The sequence below is a fragment of the Pseudomonas sp. KNUC1026 genome (assembly GCF_021650705.1).
In the GTDB taxonomy this organism is placed as follows: domain Bacteria; phylum Pseudomonadota; class Gammaproteobacteria; order Pseudomonadales; family Pseudomonadaceae; genus Aquipseudomonas.
The window spans coordinates 186,419-210,014 of the sequence record NZ_CP087138.1; the positions used below are offsets into that span (position 1 = coordinate 186,419).

28 protein-coding genes and 3 pseudogenes are annotated in these 23,596 nt (G+C 61.5%); 24 read left to right on the top strand and 7 right to left on the bottom strand.

Annotated features, from left to right (window positions below; all coding sequences use genetic code 11):
- Positions 1-5: 5 nt before the first annotated feature.
- The 4 genes and pseudogenes from LN139_RS00565 to LN139_RS00580 form a co-directional block, all read right to left on the bottom strand.
- The gene (locus LN139_RS00565) at positions 6-1,259 is read right to left on the bottom strand and encodes a PAS domain-containing protein (RefSeq protein WP_236357889.1); all 1,254 of its coding nucleotides are present in this window, start codon (positions 1,257-1,259) and stop codon (positions 6-8) included.
- Positions 1,260-1,566: 307 nt separating this feature from the next.
- Positions 1,567-2,244: a PP2C family protein-serine/threonine phosphatase gene (locus tag LN139_RS00570; RefSeq protein WP_236357891.1), complete on the bottom strand. Its 678-nt coding sequence runs from the start codon at positions 2,242-2,244 to the stop codon at positions 1,567-1,569.
- A pseudogene (locus LN139_RS00575) lies at positions 2,241-2,944 on the bottom strand (hypothetical protein). The gene LN139_RS00570 and the pseudogene LN139_RS00575 overlap by 4 nt, the downstream one beginning before the upstream one ends.
- Positions 2,941-3,723 carry a MarR family transcriptional regulator gene (locus LN139_RS00580; protein WP_236357895.1) on the bottom strand — a complete coding sequence of 261 codons (783 nt, stop codon included), beginning with the start codon at positions 3,721-3,723 and terminating at the stop codon, positions 2,941-2,943. Before LN139_RS00580 ends, LN139_RS00575 begins: the two are co-directional and overlap by 4 nt.
- 558 nt (positions 3,724-4,281) lie before the next feature.
- Here LN139_RS00580 and LN139_RS00585 point away from each other — a divergent pair.
- The 19 genes and pseudogenes from LN139_RS00585 to LN139_RS00670 all read left to right on the top strand — a co-directional run bounded on the left by LN139_RS00585 (position 4,282) and on the right by LN139_RS00670 (position 17,310).
- Positions 4,282-4,632: a chemotaxis protein gene (locus tag LN139_RS00585; RefSeq protein WP_236357897.1), complete on the top strand. Its 351-nt coding sequence runs from the start codon at positions 4,282-4,284 to the stop codon at positions 4,630-4,632.
- A 136-nt stretch (positions 4,633-4,768) separates the two neighbouring features.
- The gene (locus LN139_RS00590; protein ID WP_236357899.1) at positions 4,769-5,356 is read left to right on the top strand and encodes a phage tail terminator protein; all 588 of its coding nucleotides are present in this window, start codon (positions 4,769-4,771) and stop codon (positions 5,354-5,356) included.
- Positions 5,353-5,535: a DUF2635 domain-containing protein gene (locus LN139_RS00595; protein WP_236357902.1), complete on the top strand. Its 183-nt coding sequence runs from the start codon at positions 5,353-5,355 to the stop codon at positions 5,533-5,535. Before LN139_RS00590 ends, LN139_RS00595 begins: the two co-directional genes overlap by 4 nt.
- On the top strand, positions 5,532-7,031 hold the full coding sequence (locus LN139_RS00600) for a phage tail sheath subtilisin-like domain-containing protein (protein WP_236357903.1): 1,500 nt from the start codon (positions 5,532-5,534) through the stop codon (positions 7,029-7,031). Before LN139_RS00595 ends, LN139_RS00600 begins: the two co-directional genes overlap by 4 nt.
- A 61-nt stretch (positions 7,032-7,092) precedes the next feature.
- A complete protein-coding gene (locus LN139_RS00605) occupies positions 7,093-7,482 on the top strand; it encodes a phage tail tube protein (protein WP_236357904.1) in 390 nt (129 codons plus the stop codon).
- Positions 7,436-7,717, top strand: a complete 282-nt coding sequence (locus LN139_RS00610) for a phage tail assembly protein (RefSeq protein ID WP_236357906.1) — start codon at positions 7,436-7,438, stop codon at positions 7,715-7,717. Before LN139_RS00605 ends, LN139_RS00610 begins: the two co-directional genes overlap by 47 nt.
- A 136-nt stretch (positions 7,718-7,853) precedes the next feature.
- Entirely contained in the window at positions 7,854-9,674 is a 1,821-nt protein-coding gene (locus tag LN139_RS00615) for a phage tail tape measure protein (protein ID WP_236357909.1), read from the top strand.
- Positions 9,674-10,762 (top strand): DNA circularization protein, encoded by a 1,089-nt coding sequence (locus LN139_RS00620; protein WP_329610990.1) that lies wholly within the window; start codon positions 9,674-9,676, stop codon positions 10,760-10,762. Before LN139_RS00615 ends, LN139_RS00620 begins: the two co-directional genes overlap by 1 nt.
- Positions 10,750-10,911 (top strand): hypothetical protein, encoded by a 162-nt coding sequence (locus LN139_RS25040; protein WP_329610991.1) that lies wholly within the window; start codon positions 10,750-10,752, stop codon positions 10,909-10,911. The genes LN139_RS00620 and LN139_RS25040 overlap by 13 nt, the downstream gene beginning before the upstream one ends.
- Positions 10,912-10,915: 4 nt before the next feature.
- Positions 10,916-12,019 (top strand): phage baseplate assembly protein, encoded by a 1,104-nt coding sequence (locus LN139_RS00625; RefSeq protein ID WP_236357911.1) that lies wholly within the window; start codon positions 10,916-10,918, stop codon positions 12,017-12,019.
- Positions 12,016-12,531, top strand: coding sequence for a phage baseplate assembly protein V (locus LN139_RS00630; RefSeq protein ID WP_236357913.1), 516 nt, complete (start codon positions 12,016-12,018; stop codon positions 12,529-12,531). The genes LN139_RS00625 and LN139_RS00630 overlap by 4 nt, the downstream gene beginning before the upstream one ends.
- Positions 12,528-12,926 (top strand): annotated as a pseudogene (locus tag LN139_RS00635) (phage GP46 family protein); the annotation flags it as partial. The gene LN139_RS00630 and the pseudogene LN139_RS00635, both read left to right, overlap by 4 nt.
- Positions 12,919-13,956 carry a baseplate J/gp47 family protein gene (locus LN139_RS00640; RefSeq protein WP_236357915.1) on the top strand — a complete coding sequence of 346 codons (1,038 nt, stop codon included), beginning with the start codon at positions 12,919-12,921 and terminating at the stop codon, positions 13,954-13,956. The pseudogene LN139_RS00635 and the gene LN139_RS00640, both read left to right, overlap by 8 nt.
- Entirely contained in the window at positions 13,947-14,543 is a 597-nt protein-coding gene (locus tag LN139_RS00645; RefSeq protein WP_236357917.1) for a YmfQ family protein, read from the top strand. The genes LN139_RS00640 and LN139_RS00645 overlap by 10 nt, the downstream gene beginning before the upstream one ends.
- Before the next feature lie 13 nt (positions 14,544-14,556).
- Positions 14,557-15,717 carry a glycine-rich domain-containing protein gene (locus LN139_RS00650; RefSeq protein ID WP_236357919.1) on the top strand — a complete coding sequence of 387 codons (1,161 nt, stop codon included), beginning with the start codon at positions 14,557-14,559 and terminating at the stop codon, positions 15,715-15,717.
- Complete coding sequence (locus LN139_RS00655; protein ID WP_236357921.1) at positions 15,690-16,148, top strand: hypothetical protein; 459 nt, start codon at positions 15,690-15,692, stop codon at positions 16,146-16,148. The genes LN139_RS00650 and LN139_RS00655 overlap by 28 nt, the downstream gene beginning before the upstream one ends.
- 61 nt (positions 16,149-16,209) lie before the next feature.
- The gene (locus LN139_RS00660; RefSeq protein WP_236357923.1) at positions 16,210-16,650 is read left to right on the top strand and encodes a lysozyme; all 441 of its coding nucleotides are present in this window, start codon (positions 16,210-16,212) and stop codon (positions 16,648-16,650) included.
- Positions 16,650-17,048, top strand: a complete 399-nt coding sequence (locus LN139_RS00665; protein WP_236360189.1) for a hypothetical protein — start codon at positions 16,650-16,652, stop codon at positions 17,046-17,048. Before LN139_RS00660 ends, LN139_RS00665 begins: the two co-directional genes overlap by 1 nt.
- Positions 17,045-17,310 (top strand): annotated as a pseudogene (locus tag LN139_RS00670) (hypothetical protein). The gene LN139_RS00665 and the pseudogene LN139_RS00670 overlap by 4 nt, the downstream one beginning before the upstream one ends.
- Before the next feature lie 97 nt (positions 17,311-17,407).
- On the opposite strand, the gene LN139_RS00675 reads toward LN139_RS00670, so the two are convergent.
- Positions 17,408-17,713: an NIPSNAP family protein gene (locus LN139_RS00675; protein WP_236357925.1), complete on the bottom strand. Its 306-nt coding sequence runs from the start codon at positions 17,711-17,713 to the stop codon at positions 17,408-17,410.
- A gap of 120 nt (positions 17,714-17,833) precedes the next feature.
- Between LN139_RS00675 and LN139_RS00680 the strand changes: the two genes are divergently transcribed.
- Positions 17,834-18,037 carry a Com family DNA-binding transcriptional regulator gene (locus LN139_RS00680; RefSeq protein ID WP_236357927.1) on the top strand — a complete coding sequence of 68 codons (204 nt, stop codon included), beginning with the start codon at positions 17,834-17,836 and terminating at the stop codon, positions 18,035-18,037.
- A complete protein-coding gene (locus LN139_RS00685; RefSeq protein WP_236357929.1) occupies positions 18,030-19,202 on the top strand; it encodes a cellulase family glycosylhydrolase in 1,173 nt (390 codons plus the stop codon). The genes LN139_RS00680 and LN139_RS00685 overlap by 8 nt, the downstream gene beginning before the upstream one ends.
- Positions 19,203-19,642: 440 nt before the next feature.
- On the opposite strand, the gene LN139_RS00690 is transcribed toward LN139_RS00685, so the two are convergent.
- Together LN139_RS00690 and LN139_RS00695 are read right to left on the bottom strand one after the other, a co-directional pair.
- Entirely contained in the window at positions 19,643-19,894 is a 252-nt protein-coding gene (locus LN139_RS00690) for a hypothetical protein (protein WP_236357931.1), read from the bottom strand.
- Between the two features lie 20 nt (positions 19,895-19,914).
- Positions 19,915-20,493, bottom strand: coding sequence for a hypothetical protein (locus LN139_RS00695; RefSeq protein ID WP_236357933.1), 579 nt, complete (start codon positions 20,491-20,493; stop codon positions 19,915-19,917).
- A gap of 539 nt (positions 20,494-21,032) precedes the next feature.
- Between LN139_RS00695 and LN139_RS00700 the strand changes: the two genes are divergently transcribed.
- From LN139_RS00700 to LN139_RS00710, 3 genes are all read left to right on the top strand, one after another.
- The gene (locus LN139_RS00700) at positions 21,033-21,263 is read left to right on the top strand and encodes a helix-turn-helix transcriptional regulator (protein ID WP_236357935.1); all 231 of its coding nucleotides are present in this window, start codon (positions 21,033-21,035) and stop codon (positions 21,261-21,263) included.
- Positions 21,264-21,598: 335 nt separating this feature from the next.
- Entirely contained in the window at positions 21,599-22,588 is a 990-nt protein-coding gene (locus LN139_RS00705) for a YagK/YfjJ domain-containing protein (RefSeq protein WP_236357936.1), read from the top strand.
- Positions 22,589-22,818: 230 nt separating this feature from the next.
- Positions 22,819-23,550, top strand: a complete 732-nt coding sequence (locus LN139_RS00710; protein ID WP_236357938.1) for a hypothetical protein — start codon at positions 22,819-22,821, stop codon at positions 23,548-23,550.
- Positions 23,551-23,596: the final 46 nt, after the last annotated feature.

Here is a 23,596-nt window from a genome sequence, read left to right on the forward strand (position 1 = left end):
CTCGATCAGCGCTGCGCGCCGCTGTTCTTCGCGTTTTCGAGCGCTGATGTCCGAAAAAGAATGGCGACCTGGCGTTGCTCGGGCTCGCCCATGCGGTAGGCATACACTTCGTAATGCCGATTGCCCAGGCACTTTGCCGTGTGCTCGAACCTGGCCGGTTGGCCGTTGCGAGCGACCTCGGCGTAACGGTGAAAAAAATACTGCTCATGCTCGGGGGCCAATGTTCGCATCCACTGGCCAACAACGTTTTTAAGCCCCGTCTGGTGTTCGAATGCCGAATTCACCTCGAGGAAGCGATAGTCATAAGGGTATGAGGCGTCGTCGCATTGGACTTCGACGATACAAAAGCCGTGATCGAGTGCGTTGTACAGGGAGCGATAACGATGTTCGCTGAGCTCCAGTACTTTCTCGGCGGTCTTGAGTGCGGAAATATCGCGGGATACCGACAGGATTCTTTCTGGCTGCCCATCGGCGCCGTTGATGGGCGTGACCTGAACGTCCCACCAGCGAGGGTTGCCGGCGAATGTGGCCGCCTCGCCTTGAAAGCGGCCGGTTTGGCCAACACGGGCTGCAGCCAGTGCGTTCTTTGCGTCGACATTGCCATCGCCTTCCCAGAAATCCGGCCAGGGGCAGCCGCGGATGTCGTTGAAGTCGCTGACTTCCATGGCCCTTTTGCCGCCCTCGCTCATGAAAGCGAGGCGGCCCTCCAGGTCCAGCACCTTGATACAGTCGCCCGAGGCGCTCAATACGCTTTCCATGAAGTCAGCGTCGGCTTTGTGCTTTTGATAATCCAGGTGCTGCTGGGTCTGATCGCGAAGTACCTTGATATAGCCGTGCAGCGCGCCGGCGGCGTCCCTCAACGGCATCATTTCGCCGCTGCCCCAGAACAACGAGCCGTCGTTGCGCAAATGCCAGCGTTCGTCATTGGCACGCCCCTGGCTGAGCGCCAGGCCCATCTCTTTTTGAGGCATGTGCGCAAGCCGGTCCGACTCGGTGAAGATGCAGGCTATGGGTTGGCCCCGCATGTCGTCGGTACCCCATCCCAGGATGCGCACTGCCCCCTCATTCCACTCGGTGATCGAGCCTTCGGCATCCAGCGTGATAATCCCGTAGTCGACAGCGCTGTTGATGATCATGCCATAGCGTTGCTCGGACGCCGCTGCCGCTAGTTGAAGCTGTTTTACCTGCGCTTGCAGCGATTCGATCTGCGCTGCCGGGTCGGCTGACGAGAGGGATTCAGGCTTGGATTGGTTGGTCATCGGGGTAGAGGACAACGAGGTGGGGTTTTTGAGGTTTTACCGCATTTATGCGCCCGCTGCAGCCTCGCGGGGTGGCGGCCAGTAGATTGATTGCAGAAACGGCCTCGATCAAGCGGCTGGCGCCGGGCGGCAAGGATATAGGGTTCACACGCCAGGCGGCAGGCATGGGGCGAAACAGGTTGTGAAAAAAGGCTTTCCGCGCGGATAAAGGGGTGGTTTTATGGCAGCGTGGATTAGTTGTTGGGTTACAGCGTTTTAAGGGGAGGTGGGTGGTGTTTTGTTGATGGGGCGTCGCGGGATGAAGGTCTTAAATCTGGACCACTATCCAGGTTACGTCATCATCGATATGCGTAGGATCAGGTGTCTCGGGATCAAGCATCTGAGCTTGATGCCTATCGCTTAGATCCGCCCAGAAACCATCAGTGGCAAAAACCAGTGTGTCACCTTGAATGGCTACCCTCTTTATAAAATCAGGGTCTGGCGTTCTCCGTGCTTTAAAACTGCGGGTAATTATATGTCGCGTTACATCTGAAGCCAGTTGTCTATGGCCGCGATCTCGCTTCCAATTGGCCAAGCAATGAGGCGGGGTAAGCCAGTCAATAGGATTGTTTGGGGCTGCCACGCCCGCACTGCAGTCACCTTCGTAAGCAATGGTCAGGAGTCCGCCAGAAACCACCGCTATCAGATAGCTCGCCGACCCAGTAGCCCTCTCCGAAAAGAGCGAAGAGTGCGCGTTGTGCAACACGCATCTCAATACCGACTCAACCTGCTCATGGTTGGAGTCTAGAGCACCCCTGTCGATCTGAGTTCGGTACCCGTTGACGATATGGTCAACAAAAGCTGGAGCCAATAATTCACTACCTGGTTTGGATGTTCCGTCGGCCACCACAAAAACACCACGAACGCCATCATACTGAGCCATTGCACAATCGCGATTTTCTGTCCGATCACTCCCTTGAACCGTTCTAATGGTGTACTGAATCATTTCAAGTTGCTCAATCTTTTAAGGCGTTCAAAAATAACCTTCCCTCGGCCCGGATTAGAGACTACAGAATGGGAGCTGTCTATTACATGAGCCAAATTATCGAGTTTGAGCAAGCCGGAAATTCCGCTCGCGATATACGCTCTTAGCGCTTGGTCTGCCTGGGCGACTTCTTCATGTAAGCGCTCTCGGCCGTCTACGACCACAATGATATCCTCTACATCCTTGTGGTAGGCGTCACCCTTGCCGCGGCCTTTGAATGCTTCAAGCTTTGTGGCTACAAAATAGGTCGGTTTGAAGATTTTGATCGCGAAACCACTGGGAATAGTAGTGGTGTATGCGTGCGCCAACCCGTCCACAAACCAGCGATTTTCATATCCGAGTATTTCCTTCACTGACGGCATGACATCTACAATTATGTCGTTAAAGACGAACCTACACGTCACATCGCTGTGCTCGGGGGTGATTTTGAATCCCTTTCTTGCCAAGCGCTCCGTAAGCTTTTGCCAGTCAGCGATGCCGCCCAGCTCGATGACTAGATCAACGTCGTCGGTACTGCGGATATCATCCAATACATTTTTATCTGTGCAAAGAAGCCAGGTTGTAGAGCCGCCGACAAAAGCGACTTCATTCAGGAGTTCCTCCCCAAACCTTCGGCGACCAAGCTTAACATCTCATAATTGTGTTCCAAGGCAGTGCTCAAAACCCCATACCTCTCTTAAGTAGTTGAATCGCGACGGTCATTTCGCGCGGGCCGCCCATCCTGATGGAGTCCACCAAGGCCAAATAGTGATAAAGGGTTCTGTCTTTTTTAACAGCTTCAGGGACTGTTTTGTAAACGGGCTCGATCATCTGCCCCCGCTCAGTGCCATTAGGGTCAGGCCAGACATGTATGTTTTCACCAGCACTTTTCAGGTGTTTGGACAGCATCGGAGATGCAAAACCCGTCGGAATCCCCCTGGCCAGTGCGCCGGGCTTTGCTGGAAAGAAGTACTTCAATGCATGCTCGGTTATTTTCAGAAGAGCAACGCGGTTAACTTTTAAAAAAGAGGTTTCATAATCATTGGTTATGAGGCCAGATGCTCGGCAGCGTGAGATCGAGTTTGATATTTCACTTTTGCTTAAACCCAATGACTCCGCAAGGGCCCTCAGAGTGTAGCGATCTTCCCATTTCGGTTCAGCCTCCTCTGAAGGGCTGTCCTCCACCGCATCCCATCCCCGCCATCTCAGCGAGTCAGCCTCAACGAAACGGTCGATGAGAACGCGTATATCAGCGCGGGGCTCTTCTGCGGCGGGCGCAAAGGTGAGCAGCTGTTCGGATGCGTAGTCTTCGCGCAGGTAATCGAGCTCCGTGAGGCCTCCCAGCGTTTTTGTGGGATGACCCAAGGGCGTGCTTACCTCCCGAGCGTGGAGGCTCGCTAGCTTGAACAGAAGTAATATGTCTTGACCTTTCAGCATGAGTGACCTTTTGGATGTCCACATTCCATGGATCGTGGACAAACTTCCATTTTTCTCATGAATGTCAATTTTTGGGCGCCTCAGTCACGGGAGGAGGCGTTCGATCGGCATTTCGGACTAAAAGGTAACGATTACCAGCATGCAGCGCCCAAGCCGGCTGGTTATGTAAAAGTACGCTACTGGAATTACCTGTGTCACCGGTGCAATGGGCCAGCCGGCGCGCCGGCACTGGCAGCCGGTCCCATAGATACTTTTTACAGTTTTGAAAAAAGGCTTTCCGCGCGGATAAAGGGGTGGTTTTATGGCAGCGTGGACTGTTTGGAGCGTTTCACAAGAAGGTAGATAGTGTTTTGTTGATCGGACGTCGCCCGTTACACGTCGCCCGTTACACGTCGCCCGGCTAGCCGGCCTCCCACTTGGTGGATTTAGATAGTTTTGAAAAAAAGCTTTCCGCGCGGATAAACACCTGTTTTTATAGCAGCATGTTCTGTTTGCAACACACTTTGAACCCCGGCCTTGGTGCCGGGGTTTTTGTTTTCAACTTGAATATCGAACCCTTACAGATAGATACCAGGAACCAATATGGACCCTACTGACCTCGGCGCAGGCACGCTCACCTGGGCGGGCGGTAGCGTCACTGTGATATTGGGCGGTTTGCTGTGGCTGCGGCGGTTTTTGTCCAAGGATGCGGCGGAGCGCGTGATGGACAACGCCGACATCGGCACGGTACGCCGCCTCAACGATTTGCTCGACTCCGAGCGCGCGGCTCGCCAGGCGGCGGAGGCGCGGGCGGATCAGTTCGCCAGGGAGCGTAACGAGCTGGCCACGGCAGTGGGCCGGCTCGAAGGAAAGATCGAAGCGCTGATCGGCCAGGTCGCGTTGCTCAATGCTGAGGTGGCGCGTTTGCGCGGCCTGGCTGCAAACGTTGCCTGACGCGCCATGCGCCAGCCGGACGGCCCCGTAGAAACCTGAACACACCACGCCCCCAAGGGCGCATTGGCCTGATGCGATCACGCCCGTGGCAACCACGGCGCGGCATTCAGGCAACGAATCATCTTCGAGGAACCCCATGAAAATCACATCCGTGGTGTTGCAACTGCAACAGCGCTGCCCCGTGTTCGGCGAACGCGTGAGCGGCGGTATCGATTTCGACGCGGCCTTCGCCAGCCAGCAATTGAGCCGCCCGGCGGCGCTGGTGATCGCCACCGGCAGCACGGCCGGCGACAACGACCTGGCCAATGGCGTGCGCCAGGCCATCACCGACAGCTTCGACGTGGTGGTGCTGCTCGACAACCCTGACCACAGCGGCGCCCAGGCCGCCGATGCGCTGCAGGCGATTCGCCTGGAGCTGTGGCGCGCGTTGGTGGGCTGGCAGCCGAGCTACGAATACGACCTGGCCACCTTCAAGAACGCGGCACTGCTGCGGATCGACTCGTCGCAGGTGGCCTACCGCTTCAGCTTCCAGACCGCATTCCAACTGGGCCGCAACGTCGCCAGCCAGCCGGCCGAAACCTGGCACGAGCAGCTGCTCGACGCTCTGCCCGCGCTGGAAGGGCTGGACATCGATGTGGACTGCATCGACCCGGCCGACCGAAACCTGAAACACCCAGGCCCTGATGGGCGCATTGAAATCCACCTGAAAGAGGACCTCGCATGAACCGCATGACTGTGAAACCGGCCAAGGGCCGCGCAGTGCCAGACCCGGAAACCGGGCTGCTGCTGCCGGCCCAGGGCCGTGATGTACCGGACGACACCTACTGGCGCCGCCGCCTGGCGGATGGCGACGTCACCACCACTACCACTACCACCAACACTGAAGAGGCTGCCAACCCATGAGCGTAGGCTTCCAACAAATCCCGCAAGACGTGCGGGTGCCGCTGTTCTATGCGGAGATGGACAATTCCATGGCCAACAGCGCCGGCAGCACCTTGCGCCGGCTGATCGTCGGCCAGGTCAACGATGCCGCTGCGGCGGCTGAAATCGGCAGCCTGGTGCTGGTCTCCAGCCTCGCGCAGGCCAAGGCCATCGGCGGCCAGGGCTCGATGCTGGCGGCCATGTACGAAACCTGGCGGCAGAACGACCCGGTCGGCGAGGTGTGGTGCCTGCCGCTGAAGAACAGTACCGGCGCGGTGGCGGCGGGCAAGGTCACCTTCACCGGCACTGCGACCGAAGCGGGCCTGGTGAACCTGTACGTGGGCGGCGTGCGTGTGCAGGCGGCCATCCCGTCGGGCAGCGCCGCAGCTGCAGCCGCCGCTGCCTTGGCGGCGAAGGTGAATGCCAGTGCCGACCTGCCGGTGACGGCGGCGGCTTCGGCCGGCGTGGTGACCCTCACCGCGAAGTGGACGGGCGATTCGGGCAACGACATCAGCCTGATCCTCAACCGCCTGGGCCGCAGCAACGGCGAGGCCACGCCTGCGGGCCTGACCGTGGTGGTCACCGCCATGGCCGGTGGCGCCGGCACCCCGGATGCCACTGCCGCGCTGGCGGCCTTGGGCGATGCGCCGTTCGAGTTCCTCTGCGTGCCGTGGGCCGACGCTGCCACTCTGGATGCGTGGAGGGTGGCGATGAGCGACCTGAGCGGGCGCTGGTCGTGGGCCAAGCAGCTTTACGGCCACGTGTTCGGCGCACTGCGCGGCACGCTCGGCACCTTGGTGGCGGCAGGCTCTGCGCGTAACGACCAGCACGCGACGATCTTCGGCTTCCCGGCCGGCGTGCCGCAGCCGTTCTGGCGCGTGGCGGCAGCGGCGGCGGCGCGGCAGGCGGTGTTCATCTCCGCCGACGCCAGCCGGCCGACGCAAACCGGCGCGCTGGTGGGCATCGACCCGGCACCGGAGGGCAGCCGCTTCACGCTCACCGAGCAGATGTCGCTGCTGCAATACGGCATCGCCACGCTGACTTACGAAGGTGGCTACACGCGCATTCAGCGCGCCATCACCACCTACCAGAAAAACAGCGGCGGCCAGCCCGACGACTCGTACCTGGACAGCGAAACGATGCACCAGAGCGCGTACATCGTGCGCCGCCTCAAGGGCATCATCACCAGCAAGTACGGCCGCCATAAGCTGGCCAACGACGGCACCCAATTCGGCGATGGCCAGCCGATCATCACCCCGAACGTGATTCGTGGTGAGCTGATCAGCGAGTACGCGAACCTTGAGCGTGACGGCCACGTCGAGAACGCCGAGGCCTTCGCCCGCTACCTGGTGGTGGAGCGCGATGCCAACAACCCTGGCCGGGTGAACGTGCTGTACCCGCCGGACTACGTGAACGGCCTGCGCGTGTTCGCGCTGCTCAACCAGTTCCGCCTGCAATACAGCGCCGACGTGGCCTGACCTTAACCCGTTCGATCCCAGCCCGCCTCGAGCGGGCTTTTTCTTTTATGGAGGCCCAACCATGGGGCAGAAAGTCGCTGGTACCTGCTACGTCAAAGTCGACGGCACGCAGTTGATTCTCAAGGGTGGCGTAGAAGCGCCGCTGATGGACAAGACCCGGGAAACCGTGGTGCCCGGTTACTTCAAGGAAGAGGACAAGGCGCCCTTCGTAAAGCTCACCGCGGTGCACACGCCGAACTTCCCGCTCAAGGCGCTCACCGATGGCATCAACATGACCATCACCGCCGAGCTCAAGAACGGCAAGGTGTACACCCTCTCCGGCGCCTACCTGGTGTCGCAGCCCACCAGCAAAGGTGAAGACGGCACCCTCGAGCTGCAGTTCGACGGCATCAAGGGGTGTGGTCGTGACCGACGCCATCGCACTCAACACGCCGATCCAGGCCCACGGTGAAACCCTCACCGAGCTGACCTTGCGCCGCCCCACCGCCAAGGAGGCGCTGCCGTACAAGATCGACGCCGACCAGGCCGTGAGCCTGGACCTGGACGTGGCCGCCAAATACATCGCGGCCTGCGCCGAGATCCCGCCGTCGTCGGTCGACCAGCTGGACCTTGCCGACCTCAACACGCTGGCGTGGCAGGTTGCGGGTTTTTTCATGGTGCCGGCGTCGAAGACCTTGGCGGCCTGATCACGCTGGCCTATGACCTGGCCTACTTCTGGAAGGTTGACCCCGACCAGATGTTGGCCAGGCCACTCGATGTGCTACTCGAAGCGCTGGCGCATGCCCAGCGCATCCATTCAACGCAGCAGGCAGGGGCAGGGTGATGGCCGACACATCAATGCTTAAAACACTTGTTACAGGTGTCGACCAGCTCGTGCCCAGGCTTGGGGCGATGAGCGAGAAGGTCGCCACCTTACGTAAAAACATCGATGCCACAGGGCTCAGCGGCCTGAGCCTCAAAGCCGCATTGAACGGCGGCGAGCTGGCCAAGCCGTTCGTGAGCAGCGTTCAAGCAGCGAGCGCGTTCGAAACCGCCATGGTGGCGGTGGGCAAGGCAGTGCACTTCGACACCCCGGCGCAGTTCAAGGCCATGGGTGACGACATTCTCAAGCTGTCGACGCGCGTGCCCACGGCGGCCAAGGACATCACCGAGCTGGTCGCGGCCGGTGCCCAATCGGGCATCGCCCGCGGTGAGCTGGTGGGCTTTGCCGAGGATGCGGTGAAGATGGGGCTGGCCTTCGACCAAAGCGCTGCGCAAAGCGGCGCGATGATGGCGGCCTGGCGCACCGCGTTCAAGATGACCCAGGCCCAGGCGCTGGGGCTGGCCGACCAGATCGCCGACCTGGGCCATCACGGCCGGGCCAGCGGCCAGCAGATTCTCGACATCGTCAACCGCGTCGGGCCGCTGGGAGGGGCGGCCGGCAACGTGGCAGGGCAGGTCGCTGCATTGGGCGCGACCCTGGTCGGGCTTGGGGTGGGGCAGGAGCAGGCTGGGGTGGGCGTCCGGCAACTCATGCAGGCGCTGGCTCAGGGCGGCGCGGCCACCGATGCACAGGCCGAGGCGTTCAAGGCGCTGCGGCTGGATTCCAAAGACGTGGCGGCGGGCATGCAACAGGATGCCCAAGGCACGCTGATGGAGGTGCTGCGGCGCGTGGCTGCAACCGATGCCAATCAGCGACCGGCGCTGCTGGCGACGCTGTTCGGCGGCGATTCGGCGGCGGCCATCACACCGCTGCTCAATAACCTGGGGCTGCTTGAAAGCAACCTGGCGCGCACCGGCAATGCCTCGCAGTACGCCGGGGCCATGCAGCGGGACTTCCTTGCTCGCGCCGGCACGGCGGATAGCCAACTGACGATGATGCGCAGCGCGCTGGGCGCGGTGAGTGTGAAGTTTGGTGAGGCGTTGTTGCCGGCGGTGGCTGCCGCCGCTACAGCGCTGGTGCCGCTGATCGACAGCCTGGGCGATTTCATCGGCAGCCACCCGGCCCTGGTACAGGGCTTGGCGGCGGCAGGCATGGCCTTTCAAACGTTTCGGGTGGTGCTTTCGGCGGTCGCTGGCACAGGGGCGTTGCTGAACCCGCTGATGCTTACCGGCTTGGGTATTGCAGCGGTGGCTGGTCTGATCGTGGCCAACTGGGATTCGATCAGTGCGTTCTTCCAGGGCCTGTGGGCCAGCATTCAAAAGTATGCCGGCATCGCCTGGTCGTTTCTCAAGCTGCTGTTCGACTTCAGCCCGCTGGGCATGATCGTCAGCCATTGGGAACCGATCCTGGGCTACTTCAGGGGCTTGGTCGACAAGGTTCGGCCGCTGCTCAACGCCTTGGGCCTTGGCTCGGATGAATCGGGCCGGCTGCCGCAGGCGCCGCGTGTGGGCATGGGCGCCGGGGACGGTGCGTTCGTGATGGCGGGCGCACCACAGTTGGCTGCCCAGCGCCAGTTGCAGATGAACCAGCGCTTTCTCATTCCGCCCACGGGCGACCTGCTTTCTGCCGGTGGCGGCAACACACGCCTCAACGGTGAGCTGACGATCCGCCTGGAAGGCGACACGCGGGGCATCCGCCCCATGGCCGCCACCAGCGACCAGCCCGGTTTGCTGATCACCACCAACGTGGGCCGCCGCACCTTGTCTGGAGGGCAACAATAATGGCCGATACCTGGCGCGAACGGCTGCTGCCGGCGTCGTTTCGCAGTGTGCAGTTCCTGATCGAAAACACCTCCGTGCCCATCGGGCGCAAGGTGCAGTTGCATCAATACCCCAAGCGTGACGAAGCCTTCGCCGAGCCGATGGGCAAGGTGGCGCGGGTGCACAAGGTCACCGCCTACGTCATCGGCCCGGATTGCTTCGCGCAGCGCGACAAGCTGCTCGATGCGCTGGAGGCCGAGGGCGAAGGCACCCTGGTGCACCCGTGGCTGGGCCGCATGGCGGTGACGGTGGGCGTGGGCAGCATGAAGCACAGCCGTGCCGAAGGCGGCATGGTCAGCTTCGAGCTGGAGTTCTACCCGGCCACACCGCTGCTAAACCCCGCCGCCATCGCCAACACGGCCCGGCTCACCGGGCTGGCTGCGCTGAGCTTCTGGCGTGGGGCGCTGGCGCGGTACAACGCCGCGATGGGCGCCCTCGACAGCGTGCGGATCAACGTGCTGGGCCTTGAAAACGCCTTGGCCGGTGTGTTCGTCGCGATCAATCGGCAGTTCGCGCCGCTGGCCGAAACCCTCGGCTCGCTGCGCTCGATTGCGCACATGTTGATCAATGCGCCCGAAGCATTGGCCAGCCTGTTCGAGGGCGTGCTGAGCGAGGCCAGCCTGCCCCGCTTCGAGCGCTACAGCGGCGCAGTGGCGGCGCTGGCCAGCCAGGCCGAAGACGCGGCCAGCATCGACGCGGTGAGCAAGGCCAGTGGCGCCGACACCGCCGCAGCGGCCCAGGCGTTCGCCGACCTGGTGCAAGGCGCGCTGCTGGCGCGGGCTGTGGCCACCGCCGCGCAGATGCCGGTGCTGGCCACGCCTGTGGCGCTCGGCACGGCGCCGTCGCTGGAGCAACAAGTGGCCCAGCCGGTCGCCCGCGCCGAGGTGCCGGTGGCCGACGATGTAATCGCCGCCCGCGACGCGCTGGACGCGGTGTTCTGGCAGGCCGCGCTCAAGGCCGATGCCAGCGATTACCCGCTGATCAACGCCGCGCGGCAGCAGATGGTTCGCCACCTCACCGCCGTGGCGGCCTCGGTGTGCAGCTGGTGACGGTCACGCCCCCGGAAACCCTGCCGGCCCTGGTGCTGGCCTATCGGCGCTTCGGCGATGCCACCCGCGAGGGCGAAATCGTGCAACGCAACCTGATCACTCACCCCGGCTTCGTGCCGGCGGTGCCCCTGCAACTCGCATTGGAGTAACTCGATGTCCGACCCGTCGAAGGCCGTGACCTTGACCGTCGACGGCCTGGATTATGCCGGCTGGACCTCGGTCGAGATCAACGCAAGCCTGGAGTGCCAGGCGCGCAAGTTCACCATCGGCATCACCTGGAAGTGGCCCGGCCAGAACCTTGCCCGGCCCGTGCAGCCCGGCGCGCGCTGCGAGCTGCGCATCGGCGGTGAGCTGGTGATCACCGGATGGGTGGATGCCGCACCCATCAGCTACGACCACGAAAAAGTCACCGCCAGCATCAGCGGCCGCTCTCTCACGGGCGACCTCTGCGACTGCGCCGCCATCAACCGGCCGGGCCAGTGGAAGGGCCAGAGCGTGCAGGCCATCGTCGCCGCAATCGCCGGCGAGTATGGGGTGGCGACCACCAGCGAAATCGAAGCCACGGCGAGCCTGGCCGACCACACCCTCCAGCCCGGCGAAACGGCCTTTGCCTCCATCGACCGGCTGCTCACGCTTTACCGGGTGTTCAGCACCGACAACGCCCAGGGCCAGCTGGTGCTGGCCAAGGCCGGCAGTGCAGGCCGCGCCAGTGACAGCCTGGAGCTGGGCCGCAACGTGCTCGGCGCCACGGCGGCGATGGATTTCACCAAGGTGTTCTCCGAATACCGGGTGATCGGCCAGCGCGCCGGCACCGACCAGGCGTTCGGCGTGGCCAGCAACGAGGTCAACGCCAATGCCAGCGACCCTCGGGTCACGCGCAAGCGGGTCAAGCTGATCCAGCAGAGCGGCCAGCTCAGCGACGCGCTGGCCGCCGGCCGCGCCAATTGGGAGCGCGGCACCGCCCTGGGCAAGGCCCTGGAAACCACCTACCAGGTGCAGGGCTGGCGCCAGGCCAACGGTGCGTTGTGGCTGCCCAACACGCTAGTGCGGGTGGTGGACCCGCTGCTGGGGTTCGACCGCGACATGCTCATCGCCGAGGTGACCTACCGGCTCAGCGAAAACGGCACCACCTGCACGCTGCGGGTGGGGCCGCCGGATGCCTACGTTCAAGCGCCTGACGCGCCCAAACCTGCGCCCAAGGCGCCGGGCAAGGATGCGTTCGGCCATTTGTTGCCCCCCGACGGAGCCCCTTCATGAACCGATTGATGAACCTGTTCGCCCGTGGCGTGGTGGCCCTGGCCAAGCCCACCGGCAAACTGCAAACGCTGCAGATGCGCCTCACCGCCGGTGAGGTGAAAGACGGCATGGAGCATTTGGAGCCTTATGGCTTCACCAGTTGCCCGCAACCCGGGGCCGAGGCGCTGGCCGCCTTCATGGGCGGCGACCGCTCCCACGGCGTGGTCGTGGTGGTCGCCGACCGCCGTTATCGCCTGCAGACCCTGCAAGCCGGGGAGGTGGCGATCTACACGGACGAAGGCGACGCGATTCATTTCAAGCGCGGCCGCATCATCGACATCCACACCGCCACCCTCAACATCCGCGCCAGCGCTGGCGTGCACATCGACACCCCGAGCATCACCCAGACCGGCAGCATCGTCAGCCAGGGTGATCAGGTGGCCGGTGGGGTCAGCCAGATCAAGCACCTGCACACCGGCGTGCGCTCGGGCGGCGACCAGAGCGGCCCGCCCGTGGCCGGAGGTGGCGCATGACCTTATTGGTGATCGACGACCAGGCCAGCCTCAAGCGCGCGGTGGAGATCAGCCTGTTCACCTGGCGCCGCGCCAGCGCCGCCGACCCGGTGGACGACGCCGAACGCTATGGCTGGTGGGGCGACAGCTTCCCGCAGGTGGCCGGCGACCGGATCGGCTCGCGGTTGTGGCTGCTGCGCCGGCGCAAGCTCACCGCCGAAACGCTCGACGCCGCCGTGGCCTATGCCCGCGAAGCCTTGCAGTGGCTGCTGGACGACGGCCATGCGCTGGATGCGCAGATCCTCGCCGACCGCGCCGGCAACGACCGCCTCAACCTGGGCGTAACGCTGACCTTGCCGGATGGCCAACGCCTGGACATTTCCCCTCATTCGACCTGGCAGGTGCTTTATGCCGTTCGATACCCCGACTTTACCGGTGCTGATCAGCCGCACCGTGGCGGACCTCGCCAGCGACGCGCTGCTGCGCTCTGATGCGCAGGTGCTGGCGCGTGCGCTGAGCGGCGCCGCTTATGGGCTGTATGGCTACATCGGCTGGGCGGCCCGGCAGATCCTGCCGGACACCGCCGATGAAGCCACCCTTGAACGCCAGGCGCGGCTGCGCCTGGCCACCGCGCGCATCGCCGCCAAACCCGCCAGCGGCCGCGCCAGCTTCAACGCTGCGGCCGGCGCCGTGCTCGACGCCGACCGTGTGCTGCAAGCCAGCGACGGCCGCCAGTACCGGGTGGCGGCAGCGGTCACCACTGTGCAGGGCGTCAACAGCGCCGCGCTCGAAGCGGTCGACGGCGGCACGCTGGGCAACGCTGCCGCCGGGCTGGTGCTGACACTGGTGCAGCCGGTGATCGGCGTGGACGACCAGTTCACCGTGCTCACCCCGGGCCTCACCGGCGGCACCGATCAGGAAAGCGTGGAGTCGCTACGCGCCCGGGTGATCCGCAGTTATCAGGTGATCCCCCACGGCGGTGACGCCGACGACTACGTGACCTGGGCGCTGGAATGCGCTGGCGTCACCCGCGCCTGGACCGTGCGCAACTACATGGGGCCGGGCACCGTGGGCGTGTTCTTCGTGCGCGACGGCGACAGCGCCATTGTGCCGGACGCCAACGAGGTCGCCACCGTGCAGGCCTACCTCGACAGCAAAGCGCCGGTGACGGCCGAGGTGTACGCCCTGGCACCGCTGCTCAAACCGGTGAACTACCGCATCACGCTCACCCCCGACACCTCTGCCGTGCGCGCGGCGGTCACCGCAGAGCTTGCCGACCTGCATGCCCGCGAGGCGGGCCTGGGCGACGGCCTGTTGATCAGCCACATCCGCGAAGCAGTGAGCAGCGCCCGTGGCGAAACCGACAACGTAGTGGCCAGCCCCGTGGCCGATGTGCCGGCCAACGCCAACCAGCTGCTTACGCTGGGGGTGATCACATGGAAGTGAGAAACGCAGCCAAGTACCTGCAGCAACTCAAGGCCCTGCTGCCGCAAGGCCCGGCCTGGGACAGCGAGCGGGTGCCGGAGCTGGGCGTGGTGCTCACAGGCCTGGCCCAGGAACTGGCGCGGGTCGACGCCCGCGTGATGGCGCTGAGCGCCGAAATGGACCCCGCCGGCGTCACCGAGCTGGTGCCGGACTGGGAAGCGGTGATGCAGCTGCCGGATGCCTGCCTGGGCAACTCGCCGTCGTTCGGCGACCGCCAGTTGGCCGTGCAGCAGCGGCTCACTGCCGTCGGCGCCCAAACACCTGAGTACTTCGTGAACATCGCCAAGGGCCAGGGCTACCCCGACGCCCGCGTCACCCAATACCGCGCCCCGCGCTTCGGCCGCGCGCGGTTCGGCAAGGCGCATTTCGGCACCTGGCAGGTGCAATTCATGTGGGTACTCAACACCGGCGGGCGCCAACGCATTGGCCGGCGCTTCGGCGTGAGCTACTGGGGCGAACGCTTCGGCGTCAACCCAGGCAGCGCCCTGGAGTGCCTGATTCGCCGCTACGCACCGGCGCATACCGTGGTGCACATTCGTTATGACTGAGGAGAGCAAGTAGATGGATTATCCGAAGAGTGTGGCCAACGTGGGGTTGGTCAATGGGAAGTTTGTGGATGAGAACACCGTAACCGGTGTGGTGGGGTCGTTGATTCCATCGGAATGGGGCAACGCGGTCACCGATGAAATCCTCGCCGTGATTGCGGGGGCGGGGCTCAGCCCGGCGGAAGCCAAGGTTGACCAGCTGCTGACCGCGATCTGCCAGATCATCCAATCGGGCACGGTGAGCTACGCCACCGACACGGGTTCGGCCAACACCTACAAGGCCGCTTACACCCAGACGGTCACGGCGTTGACTGACGGGCTGATTCTTCGATTCAAGGCCAAGACGGCGAGTACCGGCCCGGCCACCTTTGCGCCGGACAGCGTGGCAGCAAAGCCGATTACCACGAGCTCGGGCGCGGCTCTGATTGGCGGAGAAATTGCTGTTGGCGGCTTCGTTACCGTTCAGTACAGCTCAGCGCTAAATGCCTGGCTGTTGCTGTCCTCAACTGGCGGCACTGTCAACGAGGGTCGGCTGCTGCGTGTGTGGGTCTTCGATGCCGCCACCACCTATTACCCAATCGCGCAAGTCCGCAGGGTTGAGGTTGAGCTGGTGGGCGGCGGGGGCAGCGGCGGCGGCTCTGTGGCGCTCAGCAGCGGCAATTCCTGTGTGGGCGGTGGCGGAGGGGCGGGTGGTTATGCTCATTCGCTGATTGACGTGACTGACGCCATGCGCACGGCGGGGGTGCCGATCACCATCGGAGCCGGTGCCGCTGCCAGCCAAGCCAACGGCAGCGCCGGTGGCACTTCTTCGTTCGGTACCTACCTTTCCGCGTGGGGTGGAGCGGGTGGTTCACGCACGGTGGCCGCCAGTACCAACCTCATCATCAGTTCCGCCGGCGTAGGCGGTGGCGGCGCGACTGATGGAGTCTTTCCCAGCTGTGCGGGTGAGGACGGCGCATATGGCCAGAACAACCCCTATCAAAGCTCTGCCAGCCAGGGCGGTGCAGGCGGCCGTTCGGCAATGGGTTACGGCGGCCAGGCTCAATCGATCAATGCCAACGGTAACAACGGCAACCGGGGCGGCGGCGGCAGCGGCGTTGTTTCGGTTTCCACGACAACGGCCTACAACAGCGGCAAAGGCGGCAACGGTTGCTGCGTGATCCGGGAGTATTACTGATGACCAAATATGCACGTATCGACCAAGGCGTGGTGATGGAACTGTTCGAAACCGAGGCGGATATCGCTACGTTGTTTCACCCCGACCTGGTCTGGGTTCGTTGTGACGGGCAGCAGGATGTTGCCGAGGGGTGGACCTACACCAGCGAGACATTTGCACCTGCGCGGGTGATTGACCCCGCCACCTCCGTGCCGGAGCTTGTGAGCATGATGCAACTTCGCTTGGCGATGCTGAATGCTGGCCTGCTGGACCGGGCCCAGGCTGCTGTGGACGGCATGACTGGCGAAGCAGGCAGAACGACTCAGATTCAATGGCAATACGCCCAGCAAGTGCGCCGAGACTGGCCCTTGTTAGCCAGCCTGCAAAAGGCGCTGAAACTGAACGACAAGGCGCTCGATAACCTCTTCATCGCTGCCGCAGCCATTCGCTAGCGCACATGCCCGCCTATCCCGGCCCGCCTCGCGCGGGTTTATTTATGCCTGGAGAAAATCCATGAAGACGTCCCCAAGAGGGCTTGATCTGATCAAGTCCTCCGAAGGCTTGCACTTGCGGGCCTACCCCGACCCCGGAACAGGGGCCGAACCGTGGACCATTGGTTATGGCTCTACTGGTTGCGTGAGTGCAGGCATGACTATCACCGTCGCGCAGGCCGAGCAAAGATTGCAGAACGACCTGAGCCGGGTCGAGGCTGCGGTCACTCGGCTGGCCACTGTGCCGCTGACCCAGGGCCAGTTCGATGCTTTGGTGTCATTCACCTACAACGTGGGTGAGGGCAATCTCGCTCGCTCCACCTTGCTGCGGTTGGTCAACACCGGAGAGCCTGCTGCCGCTGCCGAGCAGTTCGGCCGCTGGGTGCGGGCGGGCGGCAGGGTATTGCCGGGCCTGGTAACGCGCCGCGCCGCTGAACGGGCCATGTTCGAGTCGCCTGCGTGATGCCGGGGCAGGGCAGATGGCTGCCCGCCGTCGCCGTACTGATCCTTGCGACAGGCCTGGGCATCGGTACGGCGGTAGGGTACTGGCTCACAGCCCGCCATTACCGGCCGTTGCTGGCCAATGCCCGAAGTGACGCTGCGCAGGCAGGGGAGGCACTGGCAGGCTGCCAGATCACCCGTGGCTCGCTCGAAGGGCAGGTCGGGGAGCAGAACCTTGCGATCAAGAGCCTGCAGGCCGCCGAGCAGCAGCGGGCGATGGATGCCAGAGCAGCGGTTTCCCAGGCGCATCAGGCGGCCGAAGCCGACTACCGGGCCGCGAACCGTCTTCAGCAAGAGCGCACAGGAGGCGACCCCGCAGCCGCTGCGGCGGCCATCATCGATCAGGAATTGGGGTTATGAGATGGCGGGTGGCGGCTCTGGCTGTTGTGCTGGCCGGTTGCGCTACTCAGCCCGCCGTTTTGCCTGAGCCGCGGGTGGTGCGCGTCGAAGTGCCCGTTCAGGTGCCGTGCCGGGCGCCTTCTGTCACGGCGCCGCCTTGGGCAGCCAGTGGGTTGCGCAAGGGGATAGCCTTGAGGTGAAGGTGCGGGCGCTGCTGGCCGAGCGCAGGCAGCGGATCGGATATGAAGGCGAGCTGCGGGCGGCTTTGGGGGCGTGCCGGTGATCGAAATGGTGGGAGGGCGGCTTGCCGCGCGACGGAGCCTTCCGGATCGGCACGTCGCCCGGCAAGCCGGCCTCCCACGGGCAATTACTGGTGGCACTTATCTCAACACCGGGCGCAGGAAGCTGCGTTCATAGCTGATGATGAATTTGAGTGCTGTCGCCTCTTGCACCAGGGCCTGGCATTCAGGGTCGGCCGCCGACACCTGCCGATAGCGCTCATAGTCGGCCAGGCTCGGGAAGCTGAACAGGCAGTAAGCGATGTTATTGGCGCCTTCCGACGGCAGGAAATAGCCGTGGTGCTGGCCGCCCAAGCGCTTGACCAGGGTTATCCACTGGGTTGAGTAGCGTTCGAAAGCGGGCAGTTGATACGGGTCGATGACGTATTTGACGTGGCAGGTGATCACAGAAGCGGGCCTTAGTGCTGGGGAAACAGCAGAGGATCTTACCCGCTTCTTGAGCCCGCCCGGCGGCGTGTGCCCCGGTCGCACACACAACAGGCACTACAAACATTCAAGGTGTACAGAATGCTGAAAGACTACCGATGCGGTAAATGCACCCGGCTTCTGGCACGGGTCGGCAGTTTCACCGAGCTCCAGATCAAATGTTCCCGCTGCGGGACGTTGAATCACGTGAAGGCCTCGAGCCCCGAGCAAACGCCCCCGAGCGTGGATAGAGCAGCTCGACTGCCCTCAACTTCTATTCATGACGAGGTATCACTCCATGGCTAATTCCAGCACTGGCATCAACGCCCTGACCAACATCCCGCTGTTGGGGATCAACCTGGGCTCACACGCCAACGCCCGCCAGATCGTACCCGGCGAGGCAGGTACTCATTATTTCTGGCCCACCCGCGACACTATCACCCTGTGGGTAAAACAGCGTGGCGTGCGCTTGATCCGCTTCCCGTTCGAAGTGCAGCGCGCTATCAACCTGACCAACGAAGGCTTGCCTGGGCAGGGCGCAAGCTTGGACACGACCTTCGTCAGCAAGTGGAAAGAGCTGCTAGGGTGGATTCGGGCAGATTCGAACGGCGAAGCGAAGATCATCCCCGACCCACACCACTACATGCGCCTGATGCGTTACGAGACCGCCAACGGCAAGATGACCGGCCGGTTGTTGCCCGCCAATGAGGCGGGTAACCAAGGTAACCGCTGGAAAGCGACCGAGCCGGTTCTGATCAACGACAGCAACAGCATCAGTGGCGCCGCCTGGACGGCAATTCACCTGGCGAACTTCCATCAGAAGCTGGTCCAGTCTTGTGACGATCCGATGGTACTGGGCTGGGGGCTGGGTAACGAACCCTACGAGCGCACCGATATTGCCAGCGCCACCGACTACATCACCAAAGACGGCATGAAGACCCTGTACATCAACACGATGAACACGGTGCTGAAATACCTGCGTAACAGCTCCAGCAAGCCTGTCTTCATCTGTGGGCTTCACTATGCAAGCGCGCGGAGCTGGGCGGATTATTCCGCCGACCTGCAATCGCAGATCGTCGATCCGGCAAAAGCCATTGTCTGGGAGGTGCATGGGTACGGCGACGTGGACAACAGCTCCAGCGGTACCTACGCCGGCGACAACACCAAGATCGCGGCCAATGTGTTCACCGATACGGTGTTCGGCCCGATGTTCACATACGCCAGCAACAACAAAATGGCTATGTACATTGGAGAGGTGGGCATTCCTGGCACCGATGCCGGGCGAACGGCGCTGAAGAACCTGCTGGAAAAGATGAAGGTCGAGAAAGTGCCAGCCACGCTGTGGATTACCGGCCCGGGCTCGGACACCGAGAAAATGAGCCTTGAGCGTTCTGACCAGGCTGCAACGGTGACTATGGTGACCCCGTACTTCGCTCAGAGGCTTAGCCATTGGAACTACTCGGCTTCTTGATCGCGGGGTGTTTCACATGCGTTACCCCAGGCGCAGGCCTGGGGTTTTTTTTAGGTGTAGATTTGTGCTCGTCTGTTGGCGTGAGTATTTGTATCAGGCTGTAGAAGATGGGTTTGGGGGCCTTGGGTGGCCCGCCCTGTGCACGCATGCCACTTGACCGTGTGATGCATTGGCCGATATGGGCATGGCCCGGCGCTTGCTCTGATTCTGGACACAAAAAAGGCACTGGCGAGATTCGCTCAGTGCCTTTTTTGTGAAGCTTTGTTTGGTGGGCCGGGGTAATCTGAAACGATTAGCTATCTTGTTGTAATATATTAGAAAAGTCTGGTTTGATATTTAACTGGAATACCTTTTGGAATACCGAGTGGCTGGATTTTTAGCTCAGCATCCCGTAGCGCTCCTTGTGGCTGGCCTCGCGGTCTCTGCCGGTGGAACGGTATTTAGACATCGGCGAGGTATAAGCCAGCGTCAGCCTCCATCCTCACTAGGTTCTCAATGATTTGAGAGCGTTTCACGCGATGTGTCTCAGCTAGCGCATCAAGCTGAGCGATCACCGCTTTTGAGAGCATGACGTTGACCTGCTTCTTGTCTGCGGCGCGTTCGTCGAACTGCTTACGGGCCCATCGCTTCTTGATCTCTCGAATCATCGCCGCCCGTTCGTAACGGCCTACATCAGCATGGTCGAAGAACATCAGCAGTTCTTGGTGGTTGCCTATTGGCGCTTGCCTGGATAGCGGTGACAGATGCTTCTTCTCAAGCCATTCCCAGGCGCAAGCACAGCGCCTTTCGCTCTCCTTTTTATCAGCAAACCACTCGAACTCGACGTCCTTCGCCTTGTGCCTACGCCAGTCCCGGTGAAGGTCATCGACCTGGACGCCTTCTCAGCAATATCGACATCCCAAAGGTCGACCATGGCGATGAGGCGATCCCTGCCAGTGAGGTGGACTAGGCCGCGATGCAGGCGCAGGTCAGTCATCTGTTCGATCTCGCGGATCAGCCACCGGTGCTGCCGTTCATCCTCTTCGATCCAGTCCAGCTTTTCGTTTGGAAGTAGGAATCGGTCCTTCTGTCTAGGGATGCGGGACTGGAAGAACCTCTGGCTCCTCAGGGCCCTGGCTATCTCGTCACGCATGGTGAGGCCGTTGCAGGTTCTGAGATCAAGCCTGGCCTCTCTGTAGTAGTTGAGGAACAGCCACAACCAGATGTCGTGGCGATGGTTTTGATGAGGCTCTTGGAGGAGCTCGCTCAACCTGTCCGCATCCTTATTGCGTGCGCGATTGTTGATTTCCATGTCATCTCATCCAGATCTAGGGGTGGCTATGGTGGCAAAATCTAGATGATTCTACGTTGATTCTATAACTGTTCTAAATGGATTCTTACTGATTTCTATAAGTATTCTACGGAGATTCTAGAATCATATTTTCTAGTTATCTCGAGATTTCATTGGGGTTTATTGAGGTTATTACAGGCTACAGAGTCTCTTTTAGCTTTCCCTTGTGCAATAGGAGAGCTCAGGGCGAGACGCCGTTATTGGAAGCATGGCTTTGCTAGCCACGCTCAGGCGGGTGAAAGTGCATCTGGGGAGACTGGTCTGATGTACAAACTCAAGCCGGATGTTCTGCTGGGCGTGGCGTGAGTCCGGGCGGTTTCTGAGTTAGGTCGGGTAGTCTCAAGGTGGACTAGGGTCTGAGTCAGCGCTCGGGACCAGAGCGCTGTACGCATGTACGTTCACAGCTTGAAGGTGCACTGTAGGAGCGCCCGCGGATCAGTTCTTCAGTGTTTTTTTACCGGCTCTGCCAATCCTCTGAACGATTACGAGGAGCCCCGTTCATGAGGATCATCCGTCTGAAAGAAGTCATAGACTCGACAGGCCTTGCCCGGTCGACCATCTACAAATACATCGCGGAAGGCACCTTCCCGAAACCGGTGTCACTGGGCGACCGCTGCGTCGGCTGGGTCGACAGCGAAGTGCATGACTGGATCCTGGCAAGGATCGAGGAGCGGGACTTGGCTGATGGGGCTGCGTTGCGCCCGACCAACCACTTAAGCGTGGCTAGCTAAAAATGACCATCTGCGCCATGACCGGCTAAGGCTGGTCATGGAGTTTATGCCGCTGGAAAGCCCAGCGCTCTCAGCTAACTCTCCCAGGAGGAAACTCGGTGAATCTCTCGGCAGGTTCGGCAATGTTGCTCCCCATTGCCTGGCCAGCCTGGGATGGCCGCTGGGGCTTGCGTCGGGATCTAGTTATATAGCTCAGGCTATCTGTTTATAACCACTCAATAGGCTGAGCTCTAACGGCAACACGAGCTCTATCATCCTGCCCATTGGTTAGGTTATCGATTAAAAAATACACAACACGTACCTGGTATGCGAGATCACCAATCAGGTACACAACCATGACCGAACGAAATACCAACACCCCTCGATCTCAGTCCGATACTGCTATCCGGATTGAGCGCCTCATCAAAGCCATCCAGCGTACAGATTGCCTAGCCTACCGAGTCACATACTCGAAGCATGGAAATGAGCAGATCAGTGAAACTAGACTGTCAAAATACTTCGATGGGATCGTGCAGATGGTCGCACTGTTCGATTGTGATGCGGACTACCAGCGCAGCTGGCAATTAAGCCTTTTTCAGGAAGCCTGCCAGGCCATTGGGGTTGAGCGCAGTCCCTTTGGCATTACCTGCTTGAACGAGAGTGGAACACGCTATCTGAGCATCAGCGAGGCGCTGAATGAGCTGACCAAGAGCATCCGAACTCTCCTCACCCAAAAGAGATTCAAGCGTAGGGAACACGACCAGCGCTACCAGGCGATTCAGCAAGAGATCGAGGTAGGCCGCTACGTTGATGCCGTGCTTGATCGCTATGCCCGTACCTGCGTAGTCAGGGTTGATCTGTATTACCGAACTGAGGCCCAAGCTAGGTTGCGTGTGGAGCACGTATTCGACGACCTGAACCGGTTGATTGCTGAGCGTGAACGTAACCTGATTTTCGATAATGAAACCGGCTACATCTGCAGCGTTGAACAAGGCGAGGATCGTGGGTATCACATCCATGCTGCTTTCTTCTTCAACGGCGCGGAAGTGAGTGCCGACATCTACAGGGCACAGCGGATCGGAGAGCTGTGGCAGCGCATCACCCGTGGTCAGGGCTGCTTCAACAACTGCAATCTCGAAAAAGATAAACATCAAGACAGGCTGGGGATTGGCCTAATCCACAGGCGAGATCTGCATGCTCGGGCTAACGTGCACCACGCCATGCGTTACTTGGTCAAGAATGACCAGCACCTGCGGCTCAAGCCTGAGGGCGTTCGTTGCTTGCGTAAAGGCGTGGCTAAGAAGGCGCGCGGGACGACTAATCGACCCATTGCCCGGTGGGCGTAACTCATCAGGCGGGTTGGTTTGGTAGTTCCGGCCCGCGCTGGTGATGCCGATGGAGTCATGGACTACCGATGGTTTAGGCTCCGCCCAGGAATTTATGACTGAAGGGGATTTTGGGGGCAGAGAAAGGAGAACGCTGGACTGTCTGCGAGAAACATCCGAAAGGCAGCGCTGACTCGGCCAAGGCAATTCTCGCGTTCTGGACCAGCGACCTAAAGTCGCTTTCTAAGTAATTGAAGCTGCAGCCTCGCACGCCTGCGCTGGGCCTGTACGAGCAGCCTTTCTACAAAGTCGGCCGCTACAGTTTTCAGTTTCCCTGGGTTGGCGCGCAAAAGAACAACCTGATGGCGGCCAACAATAACTTTCGACGGGTAAAAGCTCGTCGGGCCGACATGCAGGCAGAAACTCAGCGAGTAGAAGTGGCGCTGGCCGAGAGCCTTAGGCAGCGCGGCTTTGCTGTTGAGGTGGGTTATCGACCATTGGCGACCGAAGATGACGATGCCGGCGAGTTTGATCTGATCTGCCACCAGGATGGCGCAGTGCTGCTCCTAGAGGTCAAGTCGGGGTATATCTGCTCGACCGCCCATGAAGTCTGGCTGCATCGTACCAACACGTTACGCAAGGCCACCTGGCAGTTACGGCGCAAGCAGGTTGCGGTACTTAGTGCGCTGATGGCTGATCAAGAGCTGTGCGCCAGATTGGGTTATCGCGGTCAGCAGCCTGAAGCGGATCTGCAGGCCTGGATCGTCGATACCTCCATTGAGCTTGATGGGCAATCAGTCGATGGGTTCAGAGTGGTATCTAGTGAGGCACTTGAGGTCATTCTGCGTGACGAGCAGCATCTTCTCCGGCCCGTGGATGAGCTTGGCGAGGGGGCTCGGGATTCATTGTTTCCTCGCGGGTTTACTGCTGGCCGATTTATAGCTGTTGTCGAGTCCGATGAGCTGTGGCGAGGCATCTGCTAGTGCTGAGTCTAAGGATGTACGTGTTTCAATATCCTGGCCACCAATC